The sequence below is a fragment of the Neptuniibacter sp. QD72_48 genome, assembly GCF_047778065.1.
In the GTDB taxonomy this organism is placed as follows: Bacteria; Pseudomonadota; Gammaproteobacteria; order Pseudomonadales; family Balneatricaceae; genus Neptuniibacter.
Genome location: NZ_CP180547.1, coordinates 713,539 through 739,109, shown reverse-complemented (window position 1 = coordinate 739,109; position 25,571 = coordinate 713,539). Strand labels below are relative to the sequence as shown.

The 25,571-nt window shown below is 45.5% G+C and carries 26 protein-coding genes; 11 read left to right on the top strand and 15 right to left on the bottom strand.

Annotation, left to right across the window (positions count from 1 at the left end; all coding sequences use genetic code 11):
• Positions 1 to 3 precede the first annotated feature (3 nt).
• Together ACMXYX_RS03165 and ACMXYX_RS03160 are read left to right on the top strand one after the other, a co-directional pair.
• Positions 4 to 303: a YciI family protein gene (locus ACMXYX_RS03165; RefSeq protein WP_415897553.1), complete on the top strand. Its 300-nt coding sequence runs from the start codon at positions 4 to 6 to the stop codon at positions 301 to 303.
• Positions 304 to 531: 228 nt separating this feature from the next.
• On the top strand, positions 532 to 1,122 hold the full coding sequence (locus tag ACMXYX_RS03160) for an OmpA family protein (protein ID WP_415906465.1): 591 nt from the start codon (positions 532 to 534) through the stop codon (positions 1,120 to 1,122).
• A gap of 122 nt (positions 1,123 to 1,244) precedes the next feature.
• Here the strand turns inward: ACMXYX_RS03160 and purL are convergent, their stop codons facing one another.
• The gene (gene purL / locus ACMXYX_RS03155; protein WP_415897552.1) at positions 1,245 to 5,147 is read right to left on the bottom strand and encodes a phosphoribosylformylglycinamidine synthase; all 3,903 of its coding nucleotides are present in this window, start codon (positions 5,145 to 5,147) and stop codon (positions 1,245 to 1,247) included.
• A gap of 108 nt (positions 5,148 to 5,255) precedes the next feature.
• On the opposite strand from purL, the gene mltF reads away from it, so the two are divergent.
• On the top strand, positions 5,256 to 6,734 hold the full coding sequence (gene mltF / locus ACMXYX_RS03150; RefSeq protein ID WP_415883554.1) for a membrane-bound lytic murein transglycosylase MltF: 1,479 nt from the start codon (positions 5,256 to 5,258) through the stop codon (positions 6,732 to 6,734).
• Here mltF and tadA read toward each other — a convergent pair.
• From tadA to guaB, 3 genes are all read right to left on the bottom strand, one after another.
• On the bottom strand, positions 6,720 to 7,232 hold the full coding sequence (gene tadA, locus ACMXYX_RS03145; protein WP_415883553.1) for a tRNA adenosine(34) deaminase TadA: 513 nt from the start codon (positions 7,230 to 7,232) through the stop codon (positions 6,720 to 6,722). The genes mltF and tadA overlap by 15 nt on opposite strands.
• A 74-nt stretch (positions 7,233 to 7,306) precedes the next feature.
• On the bottom strand, positions 7,307 to 8,887 hold the full coding sequence (gene guaA / locus ACMXYX_RS03140; RefSeq protein ID WP_415883552.1) for a glutamine-hydrolyzing GMP synthase: 1,581 nt from the start codon (positions 8,885 to 8,887) through the stop codon (positions 7,307 to 7,309).
• Between the two features lie 92 nt (positions 8,888 to 8,979).
• Complete coding sequence (gene guaB / locus ACMXYX_RS03135) at positions 8,980 to 10,449, bottom strand: IMP dehydrogenase (protein ID WP_415883551.1); 1,470 nt, start codon at positions 10,447 to 10,449, stop codon at positions 8,980 to 8,982.
• A 165-nt stretch (positions 10,450 to 10,614) separates the two neighbouring features.
• Here guaB and xseA point away from each other — a divergent pair, with 165 nt between their 5' ends.
• From xseA to ACMXYX_RS03115, 4 genes are all read left to right on the top strand, one after another.
• Positions 10,615 to 11,976 (top strand): exodeoxyribonuclease VII large subunit, encoded by a 1,362-nt coding sequence (xseA, locus tag ACMXYX_RS03130; RefSeq protein ID WP_415883550.1) that lies wholly within the window; start codon positions 10,615 to 10,617, stop codon positions 11,974 to 11,976.
• A 1-nt stretch (position 11,977) separates the two neighbouring features.
• On the top strand, positions 11,978 to 12,829 hold the full coding sequence (locus ACMXYX_RS03125; protein WP_415897551.1) for a peptidoglycan DD-metalloendopeptidase family protein: 852 nt from the start codon (positions 11,978 to 11,980) through the stop codon (positions 12,827 to 12,829).
• A gap of 57 nt (positions 12,830 to 12,886) precedes the next feature.
• A complete protein-coding gene (locus ACMXYX_RS03120; protein ID WP_415883548.1) occupies positions 12,887 to 13,510 on the top strand; it encodes an FKBP-type peptidyl-prolyl cis-trans isomerase in 624 nt (207 codons plus the stop codon).
• 69 nt (positions 13,511 to 13,579) lie between these two features.
• Positions 13,580 to 14,338: an alpha/beta fold hydrolase gene (locus tag ACMXYX_RS03115; protein ID WP_415897550.1), complete on the top strand. Its 759-nt coding sequence runs from the start codon at positions 13,580 to 13,582 to the stop codon at positions 14,336 to 14,338.
• A 16-nt stretch (positions 14,339 to 14,354) separates the two neighbouring features.
• Here ACMXYX_RS03115 and ACMXYX_RS03110 read toward each other — a convergent pair whose 3' ends face one another.
• The 7 genes from ACMXYX_RS03110 to bioB form a co-directional block, all read right to left on the bottom strand.
• Positions 14,355 to 15,302 (bottom strand): putative metalloprotease CJM1_0395 family protein, encoded by a 948-nt coding sequence (locus tag ACMXYX_RS03110; RefSeq protein ID WP_415883546.1) that lies wholly within the window; start codon positions 15,300 to 15,302, stop codon positions 14,355 to 14,357.
• An 84-nt stretch (positions 15,303 to 15,386) separates the two neighbouring features.
• A complete protein-coding gene (locus ACMXYX_RS03105) occupies positions 15,387 to 15,638 on the bottom strand; it encodes a hypothetical protein (protein ID WP_415883545.1) in 252 nt (83 codons plus the stop codon).
• Positions 15,639 to 15,723: 85 nt separating this feature from the next.
• Positions 15,724 to 16,413, bottom strand: a complete 690-nt coding sequence (gene bioD, locus ACMXYX_RS03100; protein ID WP_415883544.1) for a dethiobiotin synthase — start codon at positions 16,411 to 16,413, stop codon at positions 15,724 to 15,726.
• 10 nt (positions 16,414 to 16,423) lie between these two features.
• Entirely contained in the window at positions 16,424 to 17,212 is a 789-nt protein-coding gene (gene bioC, locus ACMXYX_RS03095) for a malonyl-ACP O-methyltransferase BioC (protein ID WP_415897549.1), read from the bottom strand.
• Entirely contained in the window at positions 17,212 to 17,988 is a 777-nt protein-coding gene (locus ACMXYX_RS03090) for an alpha/beta fold hydrolase (RefSeq protein ID WP_415897548.1), read from the bottom strand. The genes bioC and ACMXYX_RS03090 overlap by 1 nt, the downstream gene beginning before the upstream one ends.
• The gene (bioF, locus tag ACMXYX_RS03085; RefSeq protein ID WP_415883541.1) at positions 17,989 to 19,155 is read right to left on the bottom strand and encodes an 8-amino-7-oxononanoate synthase; all 1,167 of its coding nucleotides are present in this window, start codon (positions 19,153 to 19,155) and stop codon (positions 17,989 to 17,991) included.
• Positions 19,156 to 19,212: 57 nt separating this feature from the next.
• Positions 19,213 to 20,256, bottom strand: a complete 1,044-nt coding sequence (gene bioB / locus ACMXYX_RS03080; RefSeq protein ID WP_415883540.1) for a biotin synthase BioB — start codon at positions 20,254 to 20,256, stop codon at positions 19,213 to 19,215.
• 110 nt (positions 20,257 to 20,366) lie between these two features.
• On the opposite strand from bioB, the gene ACMXYX_RS03075 reads away from it, so the two are divergent.
• The 4 genes from ACMXYX_RS03075 to ACMXYX_RS03060 all read left to right on the top strand — a co-directional run bounded on the left by ACMXYX_RS03075 (position 20,367) and on the right by ACMXYX_RS03060 (position 22,611).
• Entirely contained in the window at positions 20,367 to 21,062 is a 696-nt protein-coding gene (locus ACMXYX_RS03075) for a ComF family protein (protein ID WP_415883539.1), read from the top strand.
• A 103-nt stretch (positions 21,063 to 21,165) separates the two neighbouring features.
• Positions 21,166 to 21,876 carry a tRNA (N6-threonylcarbamoyladenosine(37)-N6)-methyltransferase TrmO gene (gene tsaA / locus ACMXYX_RS03070; protein WP_415883538.1) on the top strand — a complete coding sequence of 237 codons (711 nt, stop codon included), beginning with the start codon at positions 21,166 to 21,168 and terminating at the stop codon, positions 21,874 to 21,876.
• Positions 21,877 to 21,961: 85 nt separating this feature from the next.
• Positions 21,962 to 22,318: a hypothetical protein gene (locus ACMXYX_RS03065; RefSeq protein WP_415906464.1), complete on the top strand. Its 357-nt coding sequence runs from the start codon at positions 21,962 to 21,964 to the stop codon at positions 22,316 to 22,318.
• A gap of 119 nt (positions 22,319 to 22,437) precedes the next feature.
• Positions 22,438 to 22,611 carry a hypothetical protein gene (locus ACMXYX_RS03060; protein ID WP_415883536.1) on the top strand — a complete coding sequence of 58 codons (174 nt, stop codon included), beginning with the start codon at positions 22,438 to 22,440 and terminating at the stop codon, positions 22,609 to 22,611.
• Positions 22,612 to 22,670: 59 nt separating this feature from the next.
• Here ACMXYX_RS03060 and ACMXYX_RS03055 read toward each other — a convergent pair whose 3' ends face one another.
• The 4 genes from ACMXYX_RS03055 to ACMXYX_RS03040 form a co-directional block, all read right to left on the bottom strand.
• Entirely contained in the window at positions 22,671 to 23,267 is a 597-nt protein-coding gene (locus tag ACMXYX_RS03055; RefSeq protein WP_415884637.1) for a DoxX family protein, read from the bottom strand.
• A 41-nt stretch (positions 23,268 to 23,308) separates the two neighbouring features.
• Positions 23,309 to 24,085 carry a DUF2063 domain-containing protein gene (locus tag ACMXYX_RS03050; RefSeq protein ID WP_415883535.1) on the bottom strand — a complete coding sequence of 259 codons (777 nt, stop codon included), beginning with the start codon at positions 24,083 to 24,085 and terminating at the stop codon, positions 23,309 to 23,311.
• The gene (locus ACMXYX_RS03045) at positions 24,066 to 24,917 is read right to left on the bottom strand and encodes a DUF692 domain-containing protein (RefSeq protein WP_415883534.1); all 852 of its coding nucleotides are present in this window, start codon (positions 24,915 to 24,917) and stop codon (positions 24,066 to 24,068) included. Before ACMXYX_RS03045 ends, ACMXYX_RS03050 begins: the two co-directional genes overlap by 20 nt.
• 75 nt (positions 24,918 to 24,992) lie before the next feature.
• On the bottom strand, positions 24,993 to 25,445 hold the full coding sequence (locus ACMXYX_RS03040; RefSeq protein ID WP_415883533.1) for a hypothetical protein: 453 nt from the start codon (positions 25,443 to 25,445) through the stop codon (positions 24,993 to 24,995).
• Between the last annotated feature and the right edge of the window lie 126 nt (positions 25,446 to 25,571).

The window sequence follows — 25,571 nt, the reverse complement described above, 5'->3', positions numbered from 1 at the left end:
CTTATGTTTTACGCTATTATTTCCGAAGATGTTGAGAACAGCCTAGAAAAAAGACTGGCAGCCCGCCCAGACCATCTAGCGAGACTAACTCAACTTAACGAAGAAGGCCGCTTACTTATAGCAGGTCCTCATCCTGCCATTGATAGTGAAAACCCAGGCGAAGCCGGCTTTAGTGGCAGTTTAGTTGTTGCAGAGTTCAATTCACTGGAAGAAGCGCAAGCTTGGGCAGACAAAGACCCTTATATAGAAGCAGGCGTATATGCCAAAGTGGTAGTAAAACCCTATAAAAAAGTATTACCATAACAACAGAATATAGAGAAAATCTGCAACTAAAGTGCACAGTTTGCATTCAAAAATAGATAACTATCCATATCAGCCAGTCAAAATAACGGCTTTTATCCGACAATAGTCAAAAGATAGTACAAAATATTGGAATGTTTATACTATGTTCAGCTTAGAAGAGTTGTAATAAGCAGATTATTTCTTACAATTCTAAGATACAGAACCCCAATCGTATTTAAGGACAGCAAAATGAAAAAATTCGCAATCGCTTCAGGCCTAGTTATGGCTATGGGCCTAGCTACTGGCGCACAAGCACACCCAGAAAACTCTGGCTACTGGGACGAAACTACTAGCACAGTCTGGAAAACTGGTACTGGCGGATGCTGGCGTCATGGCTTCTGGGAAGAAGGCAATGCTATTGAAGGTTGTGAAGGCTACAAAGCACCTGCTGCTCCAGCTCCAGCTCCAGCTGCAGCACCAGAACCAATGACTACTGTTGAAAAGCACATCGTATACTTCGACTTCGACAGCTCTAACGCTGGCGATGTAAGCGATATTTCTAGCTACATCAACTCCCTTAAGACTGTAACTAGCGTAAACCTAGTTGGTCACGCTGACCGCATCGGTGCGAGCGCATACAACGACGCTCTATCTATGAAGCGTGTAAACGCAGTTTCTGAAGCTCTACAAGCTGGCGGCGTAAACGGCTCTGTAATCAGCACTGGTTACATGGGTGAAAACGCTCCTGCTAAATCTTGCGATGGCCAGCGCGGCGCGAACCTAATCGACTGCCTACGTGCAAACCGTCGTGTAGAAGTTGAGATTTCTGGTACTAAGTAATTTCTTACTACCTTATAAAAAGGCGCTCATTGAGCGCCTTTTTTTTCGCAAGCTTTGCAGCTTTCCTGAAAAACAAAAACAAAAAAGGCAGCCGTAGCTGCCTTTTTATCAAATGTAGGAATTTAACCTACCCAAACTCGTGCGTTGCGGAACATGCGCATCCACGCACCATCCTCAGACCATTCATCTGGCGCCCAACTGTTAGTTACTGTACGGAAAACACGCTCAGGGTGCGGCATCATAATAGTCACACGACCGTCAGTAGTTGTAACACCTGTAATGCCTTCTGGTGAACCATTCGGGTTAGCAGGGTAAATCTCTGTAGGCTGACCATAGTTATCCACATAACGCAGAGCCACTGTATCAGATGACTTAAGTCCCGCTAGGTGCGCTTCATCTTTGAATTCTGCACGACCTTCGCCGTGTGCTACTGCGATTGGCATACGAGAACCCGCCATACCCTGCAAGAACACAGACTTAGAATCTTGAACTTCTACCATAGCAACACGTGCTTCAAACTGCTCTGAAACGTTACGTACGAAGTGTGGCCACAAGTCAGAACCAGGAATCAATTCATGTAAGTTAGACAGCATCTGACAACCGTTACAGATACCTAATGCAAACGTATCTTCGCGGTTAAAGAACTGCTGGAATTGATCACGTGCACGCGCGTTAAATAGGATCGATTTAGCCCAACCTTCACCTGCACCCAACACATCACCATAAGAGAAGCCACCACAAGCAACCAGACCTTTAAACTGATCAAGCTCAACGCGACCATAAAGAATATCACTCATATGGACATCAACAGCTGCAAAACCAGCACGGTCAAACGCCGCACCCATTTCAATCTGACCGTTTACACCCTGCTCACGAACGATAGCCATCTGAGGACGTGTACCCGTCTGAATAAATGGCGCAGCAACATCTTCATTCTGATCAAACGTAAGCTCAGTATTCAGACCCGGATCTTGTTTATCAAGAATACGATCAAACTCTTGCTGTGCACATTCAGAGTTATCACGCAGAGATTGAATCTGATAAGAAGTCTCAGCCCACCAGCGTTGTAGCTGTACACGGGACTCAGAATAGATCTCTTCCTCATCGAAGTGGAAACGAATCTCATCATCCAAGTTAGTAGAACCTAGAACCTGAGCAATATCTCCAAGACCTGCGGCATTTAGCTCAGTAAGAACCGCTTCTAAGCTATCACGCTTAACCTGAATAACAGCACCTAGCTCTTCAGCAAACAATGCTGCGGCCAACTCACTCTCTTCACCAGCAAGCATATCTAGATTTAGATCTACGCCGGTTTTACCAGCAAAGGCCATCTCAGCGATCGCCGCAAATAGACCGCCATCAGCACGGTCATGGTATGCAAGGATTTGACCTTGCTCGTTCAGCTCTTGAATCGCGGCAAAGAACGCTACAAGTTGCTCTGGCTGATCAACATCAGGAACATCTTGACCGACTTCGTTATAAACCTGAGCTAATGCAGAAAGACCAATACGGTTTTTACCATTACCTAGATCCAAAAGAATCAGGTCAGTCTCACCTTGATCAGTGCGTAGCTGAGGCGTCAATGTTTTACGTGCATCTGTTACAGGGGCAAAGCCTGTAATAATCAAAGACATCGGCGCAGTTACAGATTTTTGTTCGCCTTCATCTTCCCACACGGTACGCATAGACATGGAGTCTTTGCCTACAGGGATAGTGATACCCAGCTGCGGACACAACTCCATACCTACAGCTTTTACAGTGTCATATAATTTTTCATCTTCACCTGGGTGGCCAGCAGCACACATCCAGTTTGCAGACAGCTTGATATCTTTAATGTCGCCGATACGAGCAGACGCGATATTAGTAACAGTCTCACCAATCGCCATACGACCAGACGCAGGAGAGTCAACCAAAGCAAGCGGTGTGCGCTCACCCATGGCCATTGCTTCACCAGTATATGTATCGTAAGCAGCAGTCGTTACCGCACAGTTAGCCACAGGAACCTGCCATGGACCAACCATTTGATCACGCGCTACTTGACCAGTAATCGAACGGTCACCGATAGTGATCAAGAAAGACTTAGAAGCTACCGCAGGCAGCTTCATTACACGCTCAGCCGCATCTTTAAGATCGATAGAGCTCGTATCGAAAGACGGTACTTCGTATGCTTTACGCTCTACAGAACGGTGCATTTTTGGCGGCTTACCAAACAACACGCTCATTGGTAGATCAACTGGCTTATTCTCGAAGTGAGTATCACCTAGCGTTAGGTGCATCTCTTCAATCGCCTCACCTACAACAGCGTATGGGCAACGCTCACGTTCACAGATCGCTTCGAAGCGAGCCATATCCGCTGGAGCCACCGCCATAACATAACGCTCTTGTGCTTCGTTACACCAGATAGCCAACGGCGACATACCTGGTTCATCGTTATTTACATTACGTAGCTCAAAATTAGCACCACGATTACCATCGCCTACCAACTCAGGGAAAGCATTGGAAAGACCACCTGCACCAACGTCATGAATAAATGCGATCGGGTTTTCATCACCCAACTGCCAGCACTGGTCGATAACTTCTTGGCAACGACGCTCTAGCTCAGGGTTATCACGCTGTACAGAGGCGAAATCAAGATCAGCAGTGGAAGAACCCGATGTCATAGAAGATGCAGCACCACCACCTAGACCAATCTGCATTGCAGGGCCACCAAGACAGATTAGCTTAGCACCTACAGGGATTTCACCCTTTTCAACGTGCTCATCACGAATGTTACCTAAACCACCCGCAATCATGATTGGTTTGTGGTAACCACGAACCTCTTCACCCGCAGCACCGTTTACTTTCTGTTCGAAAGTACGGAAGTAACCTGTTAGCGCAGGGCGACCAAATTCGTTGTTAAATGCAGCACCGCCAATTGGGCCTTCGATCATGATATCCAGAGGCGTGACAATACGCTCTGGCTTACCGTATTTAGATTCCCATGGCTGTTCGAAGCCAGGAATATTTAGATCAGACACTGTGAAACCAGTAAGACCAGCTTTCGGCTTAGAACCTTTACCAGTCGCACCTTCATCACGAATTTCACCACCTGAACCCGTCGCTGCACCCGAGTGTGGTGCAATTGCAGTTGGGTGGTTATGAGTTTCAACTTTCATCAGAATCTGAATATCTTCCTGATTGTAGCTGTACTCTTTGCTATCCGGTTTCGGGAAGAATCGACCCGCTTTAGAACCAACCATTACCGCAGCGTTATCTTTATACGCCGACAGTACGTTCTCGCCACCCATTTCATTGGTGTTACGAATCATGGCAAACAGCGATTTCTCCTGCGCTTCGCCATCGATATCCCATGAAGCGTTAAAGATCTTGTGACGACAGTGTTCAGAGTTCGCCTGAGCAAACATCATCAATTCAACATCTGTCGGGTTACGATCTAGCTCGATAAAGCTTTCAACTAGGTAATCTATCTCATCTTCAGCCAACGCTAGACCAAGATCCGTATTCGCTGCAACCAACGCTTCACGACCACCACCCAAAATATCTACAGTCGTCAGAGGCTTCGGCTCTTCTTCTAAGAAAAGCGAAGACGCGTCATCTATACTTGGCAATACAGCTTCAACCATACGATCGAACAATGCGGCCTGAACAGCTTCTACTTCAGCATCAGTCAGATCCTTAGATGCTTGAACGTAATATGCAATACCACGCTCTAGGCGTTTGATCGCTGACAAACCACAGTTGTGAGCGATATCAGTTGCCTTCGATGACCAAGGCGATATAGTGCCTGGACGAGGAACAACTAAGAACAGCTGACCCGCTGGCTCCTGAGCTTCAGCTTTAGGTCCGTAACGTAAAATACGTTCCAATACTTTTTGCTCATCGTCCGATAAAGCTTGTGACAAATCGGAAAAATGCATAAATTCAGCATATAGACCTGTTACAGCAGGAACTGAAGACTGAATAACGGTAAGTAACTTTTCATGACGAAAAGCAGAAAGAGCAGGTGCTCCGCGCAGTGCCAGCATCTCTAATAGAGCCTCTTGATAGCTGCCAATATAAAGCAGTAGTTACAGGAGAAATATAAGTAGTGAATTTTACCGAAACAGCCAGTTGGATACCAGAAAAGCAGCACAATGTTTGATATTAGACGCAAAAAAGATGCAGCATACGCTCTGCTGATTTTTCTTTTGTTCTGTATTCCAGGCTTATTGAGCTGGAATAGCAAAACTCAGCTAGGTGCAATTATTGAATCTGGCGAGATAAAGCTCGTTACACGAAACTCACCTAATACTTACTTTATTGAAAAAGGTAAGCCTGCAGGCTTTGAATACGATCTAGCCAAAGCTTACGCAGAGCATTTAGGCGTCGAATTAGAACTGGTACTTCCCGACGATTTCAGCTCTATTTTTACAACAATGAGCGCACGTGATGGTCATATTGCGGGCTCCATGCTTACGATTACCGAAGAACGCCAAGAAAGGTTTGAGTTTACCCAACCCTACCTAAAAACCACGACAACGCTGATATACCGTCAAACCAAAGGCAAGAAAGCACCCAAAGACATTTCCGATCTACTTAAACCCGGTAAAAAATTAGTCGTTTTAGCCAACAGCAGCCATGCAGAACTTTTACAAAGCCTAAAAGCTCAATATCCAGAACTAACCTGGGACGAAACTAGTACCTATTCTTCTACCGAGTTGATGGAACAAGTACAAAACAAAGAGATCGACTACACCGTCGTTGATGCTGTTACCTTCGATAGCCAAAAAACCTTTTTCCCGGGCCTTAAAAAAGGATTTGATCTCGACAAACCACAACCTCTAGCCTGGATGCTATCACCCCATCACGACCAAACATTGCGCGATTCCATTAATCGCTTTCTTGCCCTTGAAAGCACCCAAACTCTGATCGAATCACTAAAAGAAAAATATTTTAATCGCAGCAATCCACTTAATTTCTACGACACCACGACCTTCAAGAAGGATATGCAAACGCGCTTTCCGAAGATTGAACAATATTTCCTTATGGCCGAACAGGAAACCGGGATAGACTGGCAGCTATTAGCATCCATTGCCTACCAAGAGTCTCACTGGGATCCAAAAGCAGTCTCCCCTACAGGCGTTAAAGGAATCATGATGCTAACCAACGCTGCAGCTAAAGAAGTTAATGTCACCGACCGGACAGATCCCATGCAAAGTATTATAGGCGGGGCTCATTACCTTGTAATCGTAAAGAAGAAGATTCCAGATCGTATTCCTGATCCAGACCACTTGTGGTTCGCACTCGCAGGTTACAACGTAGGGTATGGTCATTTAGAGGATGCGCGTGTATTGACCTCAAGAGCAGGCCTAAACCCTGATAAGTGGGATGATGTAAAAAAACACCTTCCGCTACTTACTCAAGAAAGACATTACAGTACTGTCCGTTACGGTTATGCACGCGGGTACGAACCTGTGCACTATGTCAGTAATATTCGAAAATACATGAAGCTACTTAGCTGGGAGATGCAAGTTATCCAAACCAAGCGACAAGACGAAGAAGCAGACCTAAACCCAGACCATGAAAGCTGGGATAAAGGACAAGTAGTCGAGGATCTTCTACCCGCCCTTTAGTAGGTTTTGCTTTTTAGCTAATTTTTCGGCCTTGATTTCGGCACGACGACGCTTGAAGAACGCACTAATTTTTTCGCTGCAACGCTCAGCTAATACGCCAGCCTCAACCTCTACGCGATAATTCATCCAAGCCTGATCAAGCAGTTGACCATTACTCTGAACAGCTCCAGCTTTAGCTTCAACCGCCCCAAAAACAACACGACGAATACGAGAATGAACAATCGCCCCAGTGCACATAGTACAAGGTTCAATCGTTACATAGAGATCCGCACCGACCAGCCTGTAGTTACCGACATTAGCCGCCGCATCCCTCAGCGCTAGTATCTCAGCATGTGCAGTTGGATCATGACCACTGATCGGCTGATTCCAGCCCCTACCAATTATCTCACCATTCAAAACAACGATAGCACCAACTGGCACTTCGTTAATTTCTTCGGCTCGATCCGCCAGTAGCAAAGCCTCTTCCATCCAGCGCTCATCTATCTCTCGCTGATCCATTCACCTTTCTCCAAACACTAAAAAGCCTGCACAAAAGCAGGCTTTTTATCATAACAATTCAGCTTAAAGAATACTTATTCCCACTCAATTGTTGCAGGCGGCTTAGAGCTCACATCGTAAGTCACACGAGATACTTTAGGGATCTCATTGATAATACGGCTAGATACAGTTTCTAGCAGCTCATATGGTAGGTGAGCCCAACGCGCTGTCATAAAGTCGATTGTCTCTACCGCACGAATAGCAATAACGTATTCGTAACGACGACCATCACCTACAACACCTACAGATTTAACCGGTAGGAATACCGCAAATGCCTGACTTGTCTTGTGGTACCAATCAGCTTTATGCAGCTCCTCAATGAAGATCGCATCCGCTTCACGCAAGATATCTGCATATTCTTTCTTAACTTCACCCAGAATACGCACGCCTAAACCAGGGCCTGGGAACGGGTGACGGTAAACCATATCGTATGGAAGACCCAGCTCAAGACCAAGCTTACGCACTTCGTCCTTAAACAGCTCACGTAGCGGCTCAACTAGCTCAAACTGCATATCTTCAGGCAGACCACCCACATTGTGGTGAGACTTAATAACATGTGCCTTACCTGTCTTCGCAGCAGCAGACTCAATTACGTCTGGATAGATCGTACCCTGCGCTAGGAAGTTAACGTCAGTTAGCTTAGTCGCTTCATCATCAAATACTTCAATAAAAGTATTACCGATAATCTTACGCTTCTTCTCAGGGTCGTTTTCACCTTCCAAACGACCTAGGAATAAATCTTCCGCATCAGAACGAATGACTTTTACGCCCATGTTCTTAGCAAACATGTCCATTACTTGATCGCCTTCCTGCTTACGCAGAAGACCGTTATCAACAAACACACAGGTCAGCTGATCGCCAATAGCCTTATGAAGCAATGCCGCTACAACAGAAGAATCAACACCACCGGATAGACCTAGAAGAACCTTCTGATCACCTACCTGTGCGCGTACTTTTTCAATCTGATCAGCAATGATGTTTGCAGAGTTCCATAACGCTTCTGTACCACAAATCTCAACAACAAAGCGCTCAAGAATACGACCGCCCTGTTTAGTGTGAGTCACCTCAGGGTGGAACTGGACACCAAAGAACTGTTTCTCAGGATTGCACATTGCAGCAATCGGAGCAGACTCAGTCGATGCAATTACTGCAAAGCCTTCTGGCAGCGTAGTAACTTTATCGCCATGACTCATCCATACATCTAGAGATAGAGCACCGTTGTTTGCAACGTGATCTTCAATACCCTCAAGCAGTCGGCTTGGGCTACTTTCCAAACGAACCTGAGCATAACCAAATTCACGCTTATCGGATGTAGAAACTTCACCGCCCATCTGAGCAGCCATAGTCTGCATGCCGTAGCAGATACCCAACACAGGCACATCTAGGTTAAATACAACCTCTGGTGCACGAGGTGAATCACCTTCAGTAACAGACTCTGGTCCACCTGCAAGGATGATACCTTTAGGTGCAAACTCACGGATATCGTCTTCAGACATATCCCAAGCGTGAATTTCACAGTAAACACCGATTTCACGTACACGACGTGCAATTAACTGCGTGTACTGAGAACCAAAATCTAGAATCAGAATTCGTTGAGCGTGAATATCTTTGGTCATAACTTTCAATCTCTTCACTTTGCGACATTAGCGTCGCCGCAAAAAAAAAAGGGGGCGGATTCTATCCACCCCTCTTTTCAGAGTTTATTTACTTAGCTTACGCGGTAGTTTGGCGCTTCTTTAGTGATGCTCACATCGTGAACATGACTTTCGCTCATACCCGCGTTAGTGATACGTACAAACTGTGGAACTGTACGCATAGTTTGAATATCGCCACTACCGGTGTAGCCCATCGCTGCACGCAAGCCACCTACTAACTGGTGAACTACGCCGCCCATTGGACCTTTACAAGGTACACGACCCTCAATACCTTCTGGCACCAACTTCTCAACGCCTTTAGAAGCATCTTGGAAGTAACGGTCAGAAGAACCTGAAGATTGACCCATAGCACCTAGAGAACCCATGCCGCGGTAAGACTTGAATGCTCGACCTTGGAATAGTTCAACTTCACCTGGCGCTTCATCAGTACCCGCTAGCATAGAACCAACCATGATCGCAGATGCACCCGCAACAATGGCTTTAGCTAGGTCACCAGAGAAACGTACACCACCATCAGCGATGACAGGAACACCACGTTCAGCCATAGCAGTAGCAACATTAGCTACAGCACTGATCTGAGGCACGCCAACACCTGCAACGATACGTGTAGTACAGATAGAACCAGGGCCGATACCAACTTTAACACCATCAGCACCTGCATCAGCTAGCGCAATTGCCGCTTCAGCAGTAGCAATGTTACCGCCAATCACTTGGACCTGTGGGTAAGTCTGTTTAACCCAAGCAACGCGATCAATAACACCTTTAGAGTGGCCGTGTGCAGTATCAACAATAACTACGTCAACGCCAGCTTCTACAAGTGCGGTTACACGATCAGGTGTTTCAGGGCCAGTACCTACTGCAGCACCAACGATCAAACGACCTTTAGCATCTTTAGCAGCATTAGGATGAGACTGAGCCTTATTCATATCCTTAACTGTCATCATGCCTTGTAGTTTGAAGGCATCATCAACAACTAGGATTTTTTCAATACGGTGCTTACGAAGCAGATTGCGAACTTCATCAGGGTCCACACCCTCTTTCACTGTTACCAAACGCTCTTTTGGCGTCATGATAGAAGCAACAGTCGCATCCAGCTTACGTTCAAAACGGAAATCACGGTCAGTCACAATACCAACCAGATCGTCGCCATCAACTACAGGGAAGCCGGAGAAACCAACTTCAGTAGACAGCTGACGTAGTTCACCTACAGTCATAGTAGAGCTGCAAGTTACAGGGTCACTTACAACACCTGCTTCATATTTTTTAACGCGACGAACTTCAGCAGCTTGCTGCTCAATTGTCAGGTTCTTATGGATGATCCCGATACCGCCTTCCTGCGCCATAGCTATAGCCAGACCGGATTCAGTCACGGTATCCATAGCAGCAGAGACCAAAGGAATATTCAGCTGAATACCTTTAGTCAGTTGAGTTTTCAGTGAAACGTCCTTTGGCAGTACTTCAGAGTAGCCCGGAACCAGCAACACATCGTCAAAAGTGAGTGCTTCCTCAGCAATTCGCAACATTCTTTGCCAGCCTGTGTAGTAAGTAAAATTTAAACGGGAAATTATACAGAAATTAGCCTTTTGTCTCAATCTAAAACTTGTAAATTACAGGGTAATTACGGCCTAGTTTTCATTTTTTTTGCTTTCGGATGCAGTAACTCGATTAGATCGTTTAATATGAGGGCCATGCAGAACTCAAATAGCTTTAAATCTGGCACTCAATCCCATGCGCTCAGTGTCTCCGAACTAAATAGACAAGCACGCACTTTGCTTGAACGATCATTTCTTACCATTCAAGTAGAAGGCGAGATCTCTAACTTTGTTCGCCCTAGTTCTGGCCATTGGTATTTCACTCTTAAAGATGACAAAGCCCAAGTACGCTGCGCCATGTTTAAGAACCGCAACCAAGTGTTAAGCAAGCAACCCAAACAAGGGGACAAAGTTATTGTCCGTGCTAAAGTTAGCTTGTATGAAGGCCGCGGCGACTATCAATTAATCTGCGACTTTCTAGAACCCGCTGGCAGCGGCCAACTTCAAGTTGCTTTTGAAGAGTTGAAGAACAAACTCTTGAAAGAGGGTTTATTTGACAGCAAACAAAAACAAGCGCTTCCGGAACACCCCAATCATATTGGCATCGTTACCTCACCTACAGGTGCGGCAGTACACGATATTTTAACGGTACTAAAAAGACGCTTCCCTGGCTTGCCCGTCACTATTTATCCGACAGCCGTACAAGGCGAAGATGCCCCGCAACAAATCTGCAAAGCGATAATTTTGGCTGAAGCGCACCAAGTTTGTGACGTTCTCGTCGTGGGGCGCGGCGGAGGCTCACTTGAAGATCTGCAAGCTTTCAACAACGAACAAGTTGCTCGCACCTTATTTGACTGTGAAATACCCACTATCAGCGCAGTAGGACATGAAGTTGATGTGGTCATTACAGACTTTATAGCCGATATCCGCGCAGCTACCCCCTCCGCTGCTGCAGAATTAGTCAGCCCAGACCAACAAGAGCTACAACTACGCTTAAATCAGCTCAGCCTTCGACTTAAGCGCCAACAGAAGCAACAGCTTTTTACCGCCAAGCAGCAACTTTCGAATTTACAGAGTCGATTACGTCATCCTGGCCAGATTTTAAAAGAACAAGCTCAACGCTTGGATCATGTAGAGCTAAAACTGAACAATCAAATCAGACGCATCCTCGCGCAAAAGCAGATCAAATATCAGCAATTGGAAGGGCGTTTAAAGGCTCAGTCACCTGAACAGCTGTTGCTACGCAGGGAAGAACAGCTTCACTCGCTGCATCAACGCCTTAAGCAGGCATGCCAATCAAGTTTAAAAAGTCAGCAATTAAAACTTTCTTCGCTGGCGAGCCAGTTACAAACTGTTAGCCCACTTGCTACGCTAGAGCGAGGCTACTCCATCACCAAAGATAGTGACAAAAAAGTTATTCAATCAGCCTCTGATGTTGTCAGCGGACAAAAAATAGAAGTTCACTTACACAAAGGACAACTTCACTGCAGCGTAGATGAAGTCATAACGGAACATTAATATGATCAGAAAAGCATTCACCAAATCACTTCTACTCTTTACAGGCTTATGCGCTTTCAGCATCAATGCACAAGCTCTAGAACTTCCAACCGAAAGCCGTGTACCTGGCGGCGTTGCCATTTTACCGCTTGAAGGCCTTACATCAGCTATCGCGCCATCCGCTTGGTATAAGGGAAATCGCGTTATGGTGTTACCATCAACAGATACTGCATACGCGGATACTAGCAAATGGATCGCTGTTGCAGGCATCCCATTAAGCGCCAAACCAGACAAGAAACAACACTTAAAAGCTGACGGAACCTCGTATTACTTTCAGGTTGAGGACAAAGAATACAAAGCTCAGTATCTAACCATCAAAAACAAACGTCACGTAGAACCTGATCCTGAAGATGTAAAACGCTGGCGCCGCGAAAAAGCTAAAATGGTCGCAGCTTACAAACATTGGAGTGAACCTGAGCAATTACCGACTCGGTTTGTTATTCCGGCTAAAGGTCCTTATAGCAGCCCATTTGGCTTAAAACGTTTTTATAACAAGCAGCCTCGCAACCCTCACAGCGGATTAGATATTGCGGCACCTAAAGGCACACCAATTACCGCGCCATCTGCAGGCACCGTTGTAGACACTGGACACTACTTCTTTAATGGCAAAACAGTCATTGTTGATCATGGTTACGGCATGACAACGATGTACTGCCATATGAGTAAAATTGATGTAAAAATCGGGGACGTACTCCAAACAGGTGACAAGCTTGGGGAGATAGGATCAACAGGCCGCTCCACGGGACCACATCTTCATTGGGGTGTAAGCTTGAATAACACACGCGTCGACCCCATATTGTTTTTAAGCAAATAATTTTCTATAGCGAGCTGCGAGATTGCTCGCTTTTTTTGACTCAACGAGACTCAATAAATGTCTGATCTTCAATTTGAAACACTAGAACAGAAAGCAAGCTACGGTATCGGCCGTCAAATGGGCGACCAGCTAGCACAACAGCCATTCGAAGGCATGGATCTAAATGCGATCTCCGCAGGTATCGCTGATTCTTTCAACGGCGAAGCAATGCGCGTAGAAGTTCAAGAGATCCAAGAAGCGTTCAACGTAATCAACGAACGTCTTCGTGCAGCTCAAGAAGCACAAGCTAAAGAAGCAGCTGCGGCAGGTGAAGAGTTCCTAGCTGAAAACGCTAAACGTGAAGGCGTTGTTGTTCTTGAATCAGGCCTACAGTACGAAATCATCGAAGCAGGTGAAGAAGGCGACAAACCTTCTCGCGAGTCTACTGTTCGTACTCACTACCACGGTACTTTCACTGACGGTAAAGTATTCGACAGTTCTTACGATCGCGGTCAACCAGCAGAATTCCCTGTTGGCGGCGTAATCGCTGGCTGGACTGAAGCTCTTCAGCTAATGAACAAAGGCGCTAAATGGAAGCTATTTATCCCTTACAACCTAGCTTACGGTGAGCAAGGTTCTCCAGGTGGCATCCCTCCATACTCTGCGCTTGTATTTGACGTAGAGCTACTAGATATTCTGTAATATCTAAGTAAGTTAATACCCAAGGCGGCCCTGACTTATCAGCGCCGCCTTTATTTTGAGTAATAGATAATGAAACTGCACTATCAGATTCACGGCGAAGGTGAACCTTTAATTATTTTGCATGGCCTGTTTGGCACCCTTGAAAACTGGGGCGCTCAAATCAAAGTTCTGTCAGAGCACTTTCAAGTGATCGCTGCCGACATGAGAAATCACGGCCGCTCTCCACACTCGGCGGAGATCGACTACGAACTTATGGCTAGTGATATCGCTGAACTGATGCAAGATCTAAAGCTAAACAAAGCCAACATTATCGGCCACTCAATGGGCGGTAAAGCAGCAATGCAATTTGCTATTACTCATCCAGAACTCATAGCAAAGCTGGTTATTGTTGATATAGCCCCAGTGGAATATACACCCCATCATGACGATGTATTCAAAGGACTATTTTCAGTCGACCTAACATCCCTTAAATCCCGTGGCGATGCTGATAAACAACTTTCAGCTTATGTCGATGAATTGGGTGTTAGAGCATTCCTGCTGAAGAATCTCTACCGCACTGAAGATAAGAAATTTGCATGGCGAATGAACTTAGACGCATTGCATAACCAATACTCCAATATCAGCGCAGCCCCTCAAGGTAACCCCTATACAAATCCAGTTTTATTTATTAAGGGCGCTAAATCGGATTATCTACTACCCAAATATCGCGATGCGGTTTTAGGGCTATTCCCTAAAGCAGATTACAAAATCATCCAAAATGCTGGCCATTGGCCACACGCGGAAAAACCAGCTGAATTCACACAGCTCATCTTGGATTATATACAGTAGGAAAGGATTGACCAGCTTATACTTGCTGATCAAGTAGAGAGCCTTCAGGGAAAAGCTTTTGGAAGACACCGGCATCAACTAGTTTCTTGTTGATCTGTGCAAGCTCTTTATTGATATCTTTCATGCGTTCATTAAAGTCATTTAGAGCCTCAGCAGCACCATCAGAACGAGCCTGTTGCTGATCTCTAAATTCCTGCAAACGCTCACCTGCAGTTGGAGAATCATCCTCATCTTCCGATTCTGACTCTTCAGCAGCACTCGCCTCTTCAGCTTTTACATCTTCCTCTTGCTGCAGGATCTCAGCGCGCGCTTCAGCCGCCATAGCTCGAGCATCAGCTGCTGCAGCACGATCGGCTGCAGATGGCTCTGCAACACCTAGAGCCGCCCTCTGGATAATTTCAGCTTTCTCTAAAGTCGCCTGCGGATCATTCGGCACTGGAGATGTATCTATTTTGACTTCACCGGCAACAGCATAAAGGCGACCATCAGGCCCACGCTCATAGGTATAGCTCGGCGCAGAGGTATATTGCCCACCGATGGAAGCGTGCGCTTGTTCATGAGCTCTGACTTCACGGTCACGCTTAGCAAGCTCTCGAGTTATTTCAAGCTCCTGCTGCTCTTGCGCCTGTTCAGATTTAGAAACGCCTAAGGATGCTGGAGCAGAAGTCGATGATGAAGACTCCAACCCTACTAGCTCGGCATCATCAGATTCCAAGCCAATAAGTTCACCATCTTCACGTTCTAGTTCGGTGGACGTTGTGCTAGCAAGACGGGATAGTTCTGCTGCTTCAGCAGAAAGGGTCACACGATCTCGGTTAACCAAACCTCGACTGGATTGTAGCTCCTGCTCAGGCGCCACATTTTCAACAGTCGCAAGCACCTTCCTCGCTTCACTCGAGCGAAGTTCTTGCGGTATAGCACTAGCATTCAGTGCCTGGGAATTAGCTGCATTGAATATCTGCATCAGCTATACCCCTCTGTTGATTATGTGCAAAGCAATCTCTGCTTTCACCTTGTTCACCACATCCATTTATTAGTTAATGCACATTTACACACGCACATTAATAATCGCGCCAGGCTCGCCTGGTTCTTCCAATTGACTGACAACTTTTGTCGCAGCAGCTTCTACATCAGTTCCTGCTGCTGATTCTAGTACCGCTTGGTTTTGATCACGGCCTGTAGCTTCTTCAGGTTGATCAGGCTTACCCGAACCAGTGACATCACTAGCAGCTCGCGGCGCGTTGTCCAAACCACGATTAATACCGACCAAACCTGTCTGCAAAGCATTGGTTACATTCATAGCCACCACCTCTATATTTTTTAAACACAGCTATGGCAACAGTAATTATAGAACATCGAGAGGAGATGTTCATTTTTTGATCATGTTAATTATTCAACAATAAATCGAGATCAATATATTGGGCAACATTTTTTGCAGAAGGTTCATCTAGATATGGCACTTCGCCAAGTAGAGGTGCGCGCAGCATATTTGCGATAGTTTCAACATTTTCTCCGTAACAATCCATCTCTGGATCAACACGGTTAGCAATCCATCCAGCTAGCTGCAGACCATCGCGGGAGATACTTTCGGCAGTCAACAAAGCATGATTAATACAACCAAGCTTCATACCCACTACCATGATCACTGGCACATTTAAAAGCTTAGGGATATTAGCCATAGTTTCACGAAAACTTAGTGGCACTCGCCAACCACCCGCGCCTTCAATAATCACAAAATCAGCAGGCTGCATTAAAGCGCCTTTGCACATCGCAGCAATACGATCAGCGCTTAATACACGATTTTCTTTCATTGCAGCAATATGCGGTGCAATAGGAGGTTTAAATGCAAAAGGGTTTACTTGCTCATACGACATAGCAACGGATGCTGCCTCTTGCAGAGCAAGCGCATCAGAATTACGCAAGCCGTCCTCTGTTTCTTCACAACCTGCGGCAATGGGCTTCAAACCGATCGTTCTTAGATCATGCTGATTAGCGGCCTCAATCAGCCCCGTAGAAACCACGGTTTTTCCAGCATCGGTATCTGTACCTGCAACAAAGAAACTTCGCTTACCCACAACCTAACTCCTAAACTTCTTTTTCAAATACAGCATATATAACCTGATAGGTCGCCGGCAAAGCCCCATCATTCAAACGTTGCTGCTCATAACCTTCTTTAAAACGGCGCACCCGCTCTCGCCCAGTCAGACCTTGTTGCTGACCTGCGTTCATATTGTGCGCCCCAAGCCTTTTAAGCTCATCTGTTAGCTGCTTTAACTGTGAATAACGTAAAACCTTATTCTGTTGCTCTAACGTTTGACAGCAAAGCGATTCCGGCAGAGCAGCCTTTAACTGCTCCACTGGCATAAACTGATTCACATGGGTAAAGCTATCCGCATGCGACCAAGCCTGACGAAGCTCTTTAAGTGTATCGGGCCCCAGCGTAGCAACGACAAAGCGGCCACCCGGCTTTAACACACGGTTTATCTCTGAGAACAAACCCTCTACATCTTCACACCACTGTATCGCTAAACTTGAAAAGATCAGATCTAACTGCTGATCAGCAATCGGCAAAGCCTCAGCATCAGCACAGATCCAATGAGTTTGATCTTCACAGCGCTGCGCGCGGGAGAACTGCAACATCCCCAAGGCAAGATCTAGATTGAGTAAAGTTGAATCTGGGTAGGCATGCTTGAGCTTAGGGGTAAAGTAGCCCGTACCACAACCTAAATCCATCATGGTGGATACAGATTGCTTAGGGAGATAAGCCAATAGCTCCTGTCCAACCTCTCTTTGCAAGTCAGCAACACTGTCGTAGGTCTGAGCAGCTTTGCTAAATGAATCCGCTACACGGCGCTTATCAATCAACAGATCCACTATGATTGATCCCCTTGAACAAAACCAAGAATATCAGCGACCACGTCAGCTTGATGGGAAAGGAAAGGTAAGTGGCCCGCACCGGCATAAGTCACCACTTCACCACCACTTATACTCTGACTAGCTTCTGCTGCTGAATTTGGAACAAGGTGATCGACTTCACCAAATAGGTGTAACACCGGTACAGCTAGATTCTTTAACTCTGGACGCTGATCTAAGCGCAATAAAGCTAAGCTCTCGTCAGCTGCCGTGTGCTCCACATCCGATAGGATCACTTTAAGTGTCTTCAGAATATCTCGACCCGCTTCCGCTCCTTGTGTTTGCAGCATAACAAAACGGGTTAAGGTCTTTTTCTGATTCTGAGCAAGCGATACTTCGAAAGCTTGGTGCGTTGCTTCATCCATAGCCGATGGCCAATCATCGCGCTGAACAAAGCAAGGGTTAGAAGCAATAGTAATCAACTTCTCCACACGCGCAGGGAAACGATCTGCAAAAGCAACGGCGATCTGCCCACCCATGGACCAACCTAGCCAGATTGCCGATTCAGGCACCTGCTCCACTAGCAGATCCAATACCGCATCAAGCGTATAAGGGGTAGGAAACTCCTGAGATCGCCCCAAACCCGGTAGATCGATAATCGTCAGGCTAAAATACTCTGCCAATTGATCAGCAAATGGGCCCCATACCTGCCCTGTCATCCCCCAGCCATGTAATAGAACTAGTTCAGGCTTGCCTGGGTTCTCGCGGTACTCTTTATAAAGCTTTACTTGGCTCATCTACGCCTGCTCTTTAATAACTTTTTCTAAAGTGCCTAATAAGCGCTCAACTTGCGCTTCTGTATGCGCGGCACTTAAGGTCACTCTTAATCGTGCGCTGCCTTGCGGAACGGTTGGCGGACGAATCGCACTGATGAATATGCCTTCTCGCTCAAGCCCCTGACTAATCTGGATCGCTTTATCTGATTCGCCAATTACAATTGGCTGTATCGGCGTTGGAGAGTCCATTAGATCCAAACCTAAATCATCACAACCTTTTCTGAATTGTTGGATCAACGCTTCGAGCTTTTCTCTACGCCAGTTTTCTTCACGCAATATACGCAAACTCGTTAAGGTAGCAGCAGCCACTGCTGGCGGCATGCTTGTAGTGTAGATATAGGTTCTAGCGTGTTGAATTAAGGTCTCGATGAGCTCTTCAGAACCGGCTACAAATGCACCCGCAGTACCAAAACCTTTACCTAAGGTACCCACCAGCACTTCCGGTGAATTCGACCCCATAGCAAAATATTCCGCACAGCCACCACCTTGCCTACCTAAACAACCAAAGCCATGCGCATCATCAACCATTAACCAAGCATTATGATCACGACACACTGAAGCGAGTGAAGGCAGATCAGCCACATCGCCGTCCATGCTAAATACACCATCAGTAACCACTAACTTACGTCGTGCCTCTGATCTGCTCAGACGTGTATTTAGGCTCTCGGAGTCGTTATGCAAGTAACGTTGAAAACGCGCGCCGCACAGCAAACCAGCATCCAATAAAGAGGCATGATTTAAGCGATCCTGAAATACCGCATCTTGCTTATCCAATAAAGCATTTACGGCACCAATATTCGCCATATACCCGGTTGAGAAAAGCAGCGCTCTGGGTCTGCCTGTAAATTCGGCAAGCGCCTCTTCAAGCTCATGGTGAGCTTGGCTATGCCCATTCACTAAGTGCGAAGCACCGCCACCAACACCAAATTTATCTGCTGCTTTTTGAAAGCTGTGGATAACGTCAGGGTGATTAGCCAATCCCAAATAATCATTTGAGCAGAAGGCAAGATACTCGCGCCCATCCACGCTCACCATTGGTTGCTGTGGTGTTTCTAAAGTACGGCGCTGACGATAAAGAGACTGCTGCTTTCGCTGCTGCAGTTCTTCAGACAAGGAGTCAAAAGACATAGTAAATCTCTAAGGGGTATAGAGTAGGAGGTAGTCTTCACTACCTCCTGTAAGCCATTAAGCTTCGTAGAAGTGAGTGCTGTCCTGCTGTTTCTGCAGGTCATTCATTAATGCAGCTTCTTGGGTTTCATCCGTATCAGAGATACGTTGCTCCATATTGATACCCAACTTCTTAAATAATTGAACATCGCGATGTGTTTCTGGATTTGGTGTCGTTAGTAGACACTCTCCATAGAAAATAGAGTTGGCGCCAGCAAAGAATGTCATCGCCTGCATTTCATCGCTCATTTTTTCACGACCAGCGGACAAACGAACATGGGATTTAGGCATCATGATACGCGCCACAGCAATCATACGAATAAAATCGATATGATCTAAATCTTCAACATTTTCTAGCGGAGTACCCGATACTTTAACCAGCATGTTGATTGGTACACTTTCAGGTTGCACTGGCATATTCGCTAGTTGCATCAATAAACCGTAGCGATCCTTGGCCGTTTCGCCCATGCCTAAAATACCACCACTACAAATCTTCATACCGGAATCACGAACATTCTGTAGCGTGTCTAAACGATCCTGGTAAGTACGGGTCGTGATAATTTTGTCGTAAAACTCAGGAGAAGTATCCAAGTTATGGTTGTAATAATCCAAACCCGCATCCGCAAGCTGTTGAGCTTTGCCTTCATCCAACATGCCCAAAGTCATGCAGGTCTCTAACCCCATCTCTTTGACCTTTTGAACCATTTCGATTACATAAGGCATATCTTTATCTGCTGGGTGCTTCCAAGCCGCGCCCATACAGAAACGGGTTGAACCTGTCTCTTTGGCTTTACGAGCTTTCTCCAATACTTTTTCAACTTGCATCAAGCGCTCTTTTTCCAGACCAGTATTGTAATGACCACTCTGCGGGCAGTACTTACAATCTTCTGGACACGCACCTGTTTTAATAGAAAGCAGCGTACTAACCTGAACTTCATTCGGGTCGAAGTTTTCGCGATGCACTGTTTGCGCTTTAAACATCAGATCATTAAAAGGCAGTTCAAACAGAGCTTTTACCTCTGCTTCTGTCCAGTCATGACGAATTGCACCTAGTTGTTGCATCTTGCTTCTTCTCCCGAGAAAATAGCGATACAGGCAGGAAGCCTTGCACCACGATAAAACGTACCAAAATAAAGCGACAATTTTATCCTGACAGAAGGAACTGTCAACCAATGAAAAAACAGACAGTGGACTACAGCCTACTTTTTAATCTATGTATTTTATGCCAGCTCAAGCTTGATACACCCTCTAAAAGCAATATCTGCTCTAGCTGCTTGCAAGACCTGCCTTGGTTAGAGCACTGCTGCAAAGTCTGTGCCCTTCCCCTCCCTAGCGATCAAGACAACTTAATTTGCGGTCAATGCCAAAAGAAGCAACCGGCCTTTAAGCAAGCCCAGGCACTTTTCCACTATCAATTTCCTATTAACCAACTCATTAGCGGCATTAAATTCAATCGTAATACTCAGTTTATAAGCCATATAGCCCGACTGATGACTGACCATTTAACCACCCAGCAACCTGTCGATTGCTTGATGCCTATCCCCATGCATAGAGTTAGCTTTATAAAACGTGGCTATAATCAAGCTACACTCCTCTGCGACCGGATCAGCCAATACAGTGGTATTCCCTCAGACCGTAACTCACTCATTAAAATAAAAAGCACGCCACCACAACACTCTCTATCCCGTAAAGAACGTCTTAAAAATCAAAAAGGCGCTTTCAAATGCAAGCCGATCACACATAAGCGAATATTGTTAATTGATGATGTAATGACTACAGGGGCGACTTTCGAAGCAGCGAGCCTCGCGTTACTCAATGCCGGCGCCGAGCAAGTCTATGGATTGGCTTTAGCTCGAACAGATAGATAGCATTTGAACGAAAGAATAAAAAATAAGAGTAGTGGCATTAAAGGAAAATAAAGAGTACAAACCTGAGTTCAAGACTAGTGACAACTAATTTGCGACATCACTTATGCCAAGTACTTACTCCATAGCTCCAATCGCCGTCATTCGAAGCCCTTATAAAGAAAAATTTGGCATCCCTAGGCAGCCCAATTTAGCGAAAAGCGTAACAGCTCGTGTTGAGATCTTAGAAGAGTTTTCAAGTGATGAGATTGTTAGGGGCTTGGAAAACTGCAGCCATATCTGGCTCGTTTTCCTATTTAGCGAGTGCATTGATAAAGGCTGGAAACCTACAGTCCGTCCTCCTCGCTTAGGCGGCAATAAAAGACTTGGGGTATTCGCTACACGCTCTCCTTTTCGCCCCAATCCTATCGGGTTGTCTCCTGTACGTTTAGTTAGCATCGAAAAAACATCTAACGGTATTGAACTAGTGATTAGTGGTGCAGACCTATTAGACGGCACCCCTGTGATCGATATAAAGCCATACCTGCCTTACTCAGACATTATCTCTGATGCTGAATACCCAATGGCAGATGAAATCACCCTTCTAGCTCAACCGGTTGTATTCTCGGAACAAGCCCAACAAGAAATTTCAGCCAGTGAAATCCGGTTACAACAACCGTTAAAACAGCAACTCAGCGAACTTCTGCAATGTGATCCGCGTCCGGCTTATAAAAAGAATGATGCCGAAAAAAGTTACGGAATAAAGTTACACGATCTTAACGTTCGCTTTAGAATCACAGATCAAGAAATAACGGTTGATTCAATCACGGTCGAATAGCATCCGCCTCAACGATAGCGAGACTGATTCAGCTCTTCTTCAGGCTAAACTATTTAATATACGCCTATAGCTTTTGGAGGCTTATATGCTGTATTTACGCGCATTGATCTGCACTGCACTAGTCACTTTATCGGCATCTGCACAAGCAAATGAACATTTAGAAAACATTCCTGATTGGTTACTCACACTGCCCGAGAGTATCGAGCAACTGGAAAGTACGGGAAAGACGAGTTCTATCTATCTGAAGAACTACATGCAATGTATGGATGATCAACAAGCGCTGAATCAAAAGGAATCTCCCACAGTCGGCCAGGTTATCGACAATGCTTTAGACGCGGGCAATGAATGCGCGCCTTTGCTAAACGATATGCTAGATGAAATAAAAGATTCCGTAGGGTCGCAAACGCCTTCATCCGATAACCAAACTAACAAAAGCTTATAACCAAATACCTGATCAATAATTAAACAAAACTTTGACTAAAGTATAAAACCCGATTAAAATGCTCGGGTTTTTATTTGGGATGGAAGTCTGAAGGAGTCAGGTTAACGATTGAGGTGTATATGAACTTTACTTTTGCACAAGCTGAACAAATGATCGAAGAATCCAGCGCACTGTTTGAATGTTATTTAGAGCGCGTTTTTGAGTCTGAATCTTTTACCGATCTCATTAGTGCATCTCATTGGTATAACGACGCTTTTGTATCTCTAATCGTTAACCCAACACAACCTCGTTAATCGATATTTATCCCCAATAAAAAAGGCCTCTAAATCGAGGCCTTTTTTATATCTAAACTCTAATCTTGTTTACAGCAGCGGCGAATCCAATAATCCACACTCACGAATCGTCCAGCACCAGTAAAGAACAAACTGAACAACATCACGAAATAGGTGATAGCAAACTCTATCCCATTATTTAAAATAACAACAGATCCACGCCCCGTTAGCCAATCGTAGTGTCCATGCTCCTGTAGCAAACTCTTAGCCGCAGCCAAACGCTCTTGAGCCTCCATGACTCTGTCATTAGCCAACCAACTACCACCATCAGAGATAGCTAACCAACCGTTTTCCCAATGCACCGCAAATGCAGCCACTAGCATAGTGACCATCAAAGGAATACTAATCCAGCGCACAGCAAAACCAATCAGTAGCAACACACCGCCAATTAATTCAGTACCGGTTGCCATCGCAGCCAAAAGTTCAGGAAAAGGCAAGCCTAGACCCCACTCTTTGTTTCCAAACCACTCAACGGTGTTTTCGAAACCAATATATTTATTCCAGCCCGCCTGTAAAAACACAGGCGCGAGATACAATCTCAACAACAAAGGCGCTAGACCATCTGCACACTTCGTATTATCTAAGATATCTTGTAAACGACTAACAAAACTAACCATAGGATTCGACATAACTTCACCCGTTATCCAATGAGTGGTAACTAAACTCTTGTTCCTAACACTATGCCCTTAGAACGCAGATGTTCCAGTGTACTTAAACCACCTGAAACCACTTGGGATGGATCAGGGTGCTGCATCTCACTCGCGATCTGCTGTAACGCCTGCTCCCCCGGGAGCGATTCATCTTCAGATAAGAGGTACAACAACCGTCCAGTCACTGAATTAACTTCCATAAACTGCACTTCATCTTCGCGATTACGGTAAGCAATCAAGAAAGTTGGTGTGTCTGATGGTTCTGTCGGCTGATAATCTGGACGCACACAATGTACCGGATACTGATAAGAGAGAAGCCAAGCCAAAGGCGATTGCACGGGATGTTGCGTTAACAGATCGCCATTAACATCAACATTTTGCAAAGGTAGCTCTATCTCTGACGCATCTAATGCGAGTTCAACCCATTCATAATGAATCAGCTCTAATAAAAACGCAGGATCATTTTCTTGCGGTTCTCGTTCATTTTGAACGTAAGCAATAAACTCCTGACCAATTTCAAGGAAATAAGGCGTCTGACAACGATGTTTATCAAAAAAACCGCGCGCCAACTTAGTCCAATACTCTTTCGAACTGATCTGTTTTAAAACCGGGAAATTACCAGACAAAAAACCTTCAACATTATTGAAGAAGAGGTCTCGGTAAATACCCATGCGACGGTCTTCGATACCATCAGGACCATCATTCTCATCGGGATTCCGAATATGTGCAGCAAACTCGTATTGTAGCTGCTGGAACTTAGGCATTTCAGGCAACGGTTTGTGCATGGCGCATCTTCCATTTATTTTGATAGGAACGAACCTGATCCACCTCCGCTAATAGCTCAGGCAGCGGCGGAATATTAAAGTCACGCTCTAATAACGTCGGCACTAAACCAAATTGGTCATATGTGGATTCCAACAAAGACCAAACTGGATCAACAACAGGCGCTCCATGCGTATCAACGATAAGGTCTTCAGCCTCGTTGTAATGACCTGCGATATGAAGATACATAATCCGTTCTGCAGGCATTGCCCTCAAGAACGCCTCAGCATCATAGCCATGGTTGATACTGTTTACATAGATGTTATTAACATCGAGTAACAGATCGCAGTCCGCTTCTTCCAATACAGCCAACAAGAACTCTTGCTCTGTCATCTCAGCACCAGGCGCTGCATAGTACGAGACGTTTTCCATCGCAATTCTTTGCTCAAGCACATCTTGAACCTGACGAATCCGCTCTGCTACGTATTTCACCGCTTCCGCAGTAAAAGGAATCGGCATCAAATCATAAAGATGACCATCATCAGAACAGTAGCTCAGATGCTCAGAGTACCCGCGAATATTGTGTTCTTTAAGAAAGGCTTTAAGGCGAGTCAAAAAATCCATATCTAAAGGGGAAGGGCTACCGATAGATAGAGATAGACCATGAGCCATAAAAGGGTGTTTTTCAGTATATTGTTTAAACGCTTTACCGAAACGCCCACCAAGCCCCATCCAGTTTTCCGGCGCGATCTCTAGAAAATCAAACCCACTTGGATCAATCTCTTTTAATGTCTCTGACATACAACGGCGAAAGCCGAAGCCTGCCCCTGTAACAGGATAGCGGTCTTTATTCATGAAACACCTAGCCTTTAAGTCAAAAGACCCTGAAGGCTCAGGGTCTCTATTAAGTATTACAAAGCGTTATTGGGATTATTTAGAACCGCCACATTTACCTTCGCCACACTTGCCTTCAGACTTAGCAGCTTTGTCACCACCGCACTTGCCTTCACCACATTTGCCTTCAGATTTTGCAGCTTTGTCACCGCCACATTTACCTTCACCGCACTTGCCTTCAGACTTAGCAGCTTTATCACCACCGCACTTACCTTCACCGCATTTGCCTTCAGACTTCTCAGCTTTTTTACCGCCGCATTTGCCTTCACCACACTTGCCTTCAGACTTCTCAGCTTTTTTACCACCGCACTTGCCTTCACCACATTTGCCTTCGTTCATAGCAACTTGCTGGCTGTAACCAGAAGATAGGTCCGTTGTAGCAAATGGGTTTTCTGCAGCTGTCGCAACAGGCGCCGCAACCATACCAGTCATAAATGCTGCACCAACAGCGGCAACCATAGGTTTTACAGATGTATTTTTATTAGCCATTCTTAATTCACCCCAAAATTGAAAAAATTATTATCTTGCGTTATTTGTAAAATTCAGAGCCTGTCACGAGCTCTTGCGTTTGTGACTACAGCTTGTGAATAAAGTTTCACCAAGTTCTAAATTAAG

Excerpts from the sequence above, each read along its gene's own strand:
- purL (WP_415897552.1), bottom strand. The coding sequence starts at position 5,147 with ATGCTGGCACTGCGCGGAGCACCTGCTCTTTCTGCTTTTCGTCATGAA.
- ACMXYX_RS03090 (WP_415897548.1), bottom strand. The coding sequence starts at position 17,988 with ATGAGCCAAGTAAAGCTTTATAAAGAGTACCGCGAGAACCCAGGCAAG.
- ACMXYX_RS03055 (WP_415884637.1), bottom strand. The coding sequence starts at position 23,267 with ATGGTTAGTTTTGTTAGTCGTTTACAAGATATCTTAGATAATACGAAG.
- xseA (WP_415883550.1), top strand. The coding sequence starts at position 10,615 with ATGCAGAACTCAAATAGCTTTAAATCTGGCACTCAATCCCATGCGCTC.
- mltF (WP_415883554.1), top strand. The coding sequence starts at position 5,256 with ATGTTTGATATTAGACGCAAAAAAGATGCAGCATACGCTCTGCTGATT.
- bioB (WP_415883540.1), bottom strand. The coding sequence starts at position 20,256 with ATGCAACAACTAGGTGCAATTCGTCATGACTGGACAGAAGCAGAGGTA.
- ACMXYX_RS03115 (WP_415897550.1), top strand. The coding sequence starts at position 13,580 with ATGAAACTGCACTATCAGATTCACGGCGAAGGTGAACCTTTAATTATT.
- ACMXYX_RS03075 (WP_415883539.1), top strand. The coding sequence starts at position 20,367 with ATGAAAAAACAGACAGTGGACTACAGCCTACTTTTTAATCTATGTATT.
- tsaA (WP_415883538.1), top strand. The coding sequence starts at position 21,166 with ATGCCAAGTACTTACTCCATAGCTCCAATCGCCGTCATTCGAAGCCCT.
- guaA (WP_415883552.1), bottom strand. The coding sequence starts at position 8,887 with ATGACCAAAGATATTCACGCTCAACGAATTCTGATTCTAGATTTTGGT.
- ACMXYX_RS03125 (WP_415897551.1), top strand. The coding sequence starts at position 11,978 with ATGATCAGAAAAGCATTCACCAAATCACTTCTACTCTTTACAGGCTTA.
- ACMXYX_RS03050 (WP_415883535.1), bottom strand. The coding sequence starts at position 24,085 with ATGCACAAACCGTTGCCTGAAATGCCTAAGTTCCAGCAGCTACAATAC.
- ACMXYX_RS03160 (WP_415906465.1), top strand. The coding sequence starts at position 532 with ATGAAAAAATTCGCAATCGCTTCAGGCCTAGTTATGGCTATGGGCCTA.
- ACMXYX_RS03040 (WP_415883533.1), bottom strand. The coding sequence starts at position 25,445 with ATGGCTAATAAAAATACATCTGTAAAACCTATGGTTGCCGCTGTTGGT.
- ACMXYX_RS03110 (WP_415883546.1), bottom strand. The coding sequence starts at position 15,302 with ATGCAGATATTCAATGCAGCTAATTCCCAGGCACTGAATGCTAGTGCT.
- ACMXYX_RS03065 (WP_415906464.1), top strand. The coding sequence starts at position 21,962 with ATGCTGTATTTACGCGCATTGATCTGCACTGCACTAGTCACTTTATCG.
- ACMXYX_RS03165 (WP_415897553.1), top strand. The coding sequence starts at position 4 with ATGTTTTACGCTATTATTTCCGAAGATGTTGAGAACAGCCTAGAAAAA.
- tadA (WP_415883553.1), bottom strand. The coding sequence starts at position 7,232 with ATGGATCAGCGAGAGATAGATGAGCGCTGGATGGAAGAGGCTTTGCTA.
- ACMXYX_RS03045 (WP_415883534.1), bottom strand. The coding sequence starts at position 24,917 with ATGAATAAAGACCGCTATCCTGTTACAGGGGCAGGCTTCGGCTTTCGC.
- guaB (WP_415883551.1), bottom strand. The coding sequence starts at position 10,449 with ATGTTGCGAATTGCTGAGGAAGCACTCACTTTTGACGATGTGTTGCTG.
- ACMXYX_RS03105 (WP_415883545.1), bottom strand. The coding sequence starts at position 15,638 with ATGAATGTAACCAATGCTTTGCAGACAGGTTTGGTCGGTATTAATCGT.
- ACMXYX_RS03060 (WP_415883536.1), top strand. The coding sequence starts at position 22,438 with ATGAACTTTACTTTTGCACAAGCTGAACAAATGATCGAAGAATCCAGC.
- bioF (WP_415883541.1), bottom strand. The coding sequence starts at position 19,155 with ATGTCTTTTGACTCCTTGTCTGAAGAACTGCAGCAGCGAAAGCAGCAG.
- ACMXYX_RS03120 (WP_415883548.1), top strand. The coding sequence starts at position 12,887 with ATGTCTGATCTTCAATTTGAAACACTAGAACAGAAAGCAAGCTACGGT.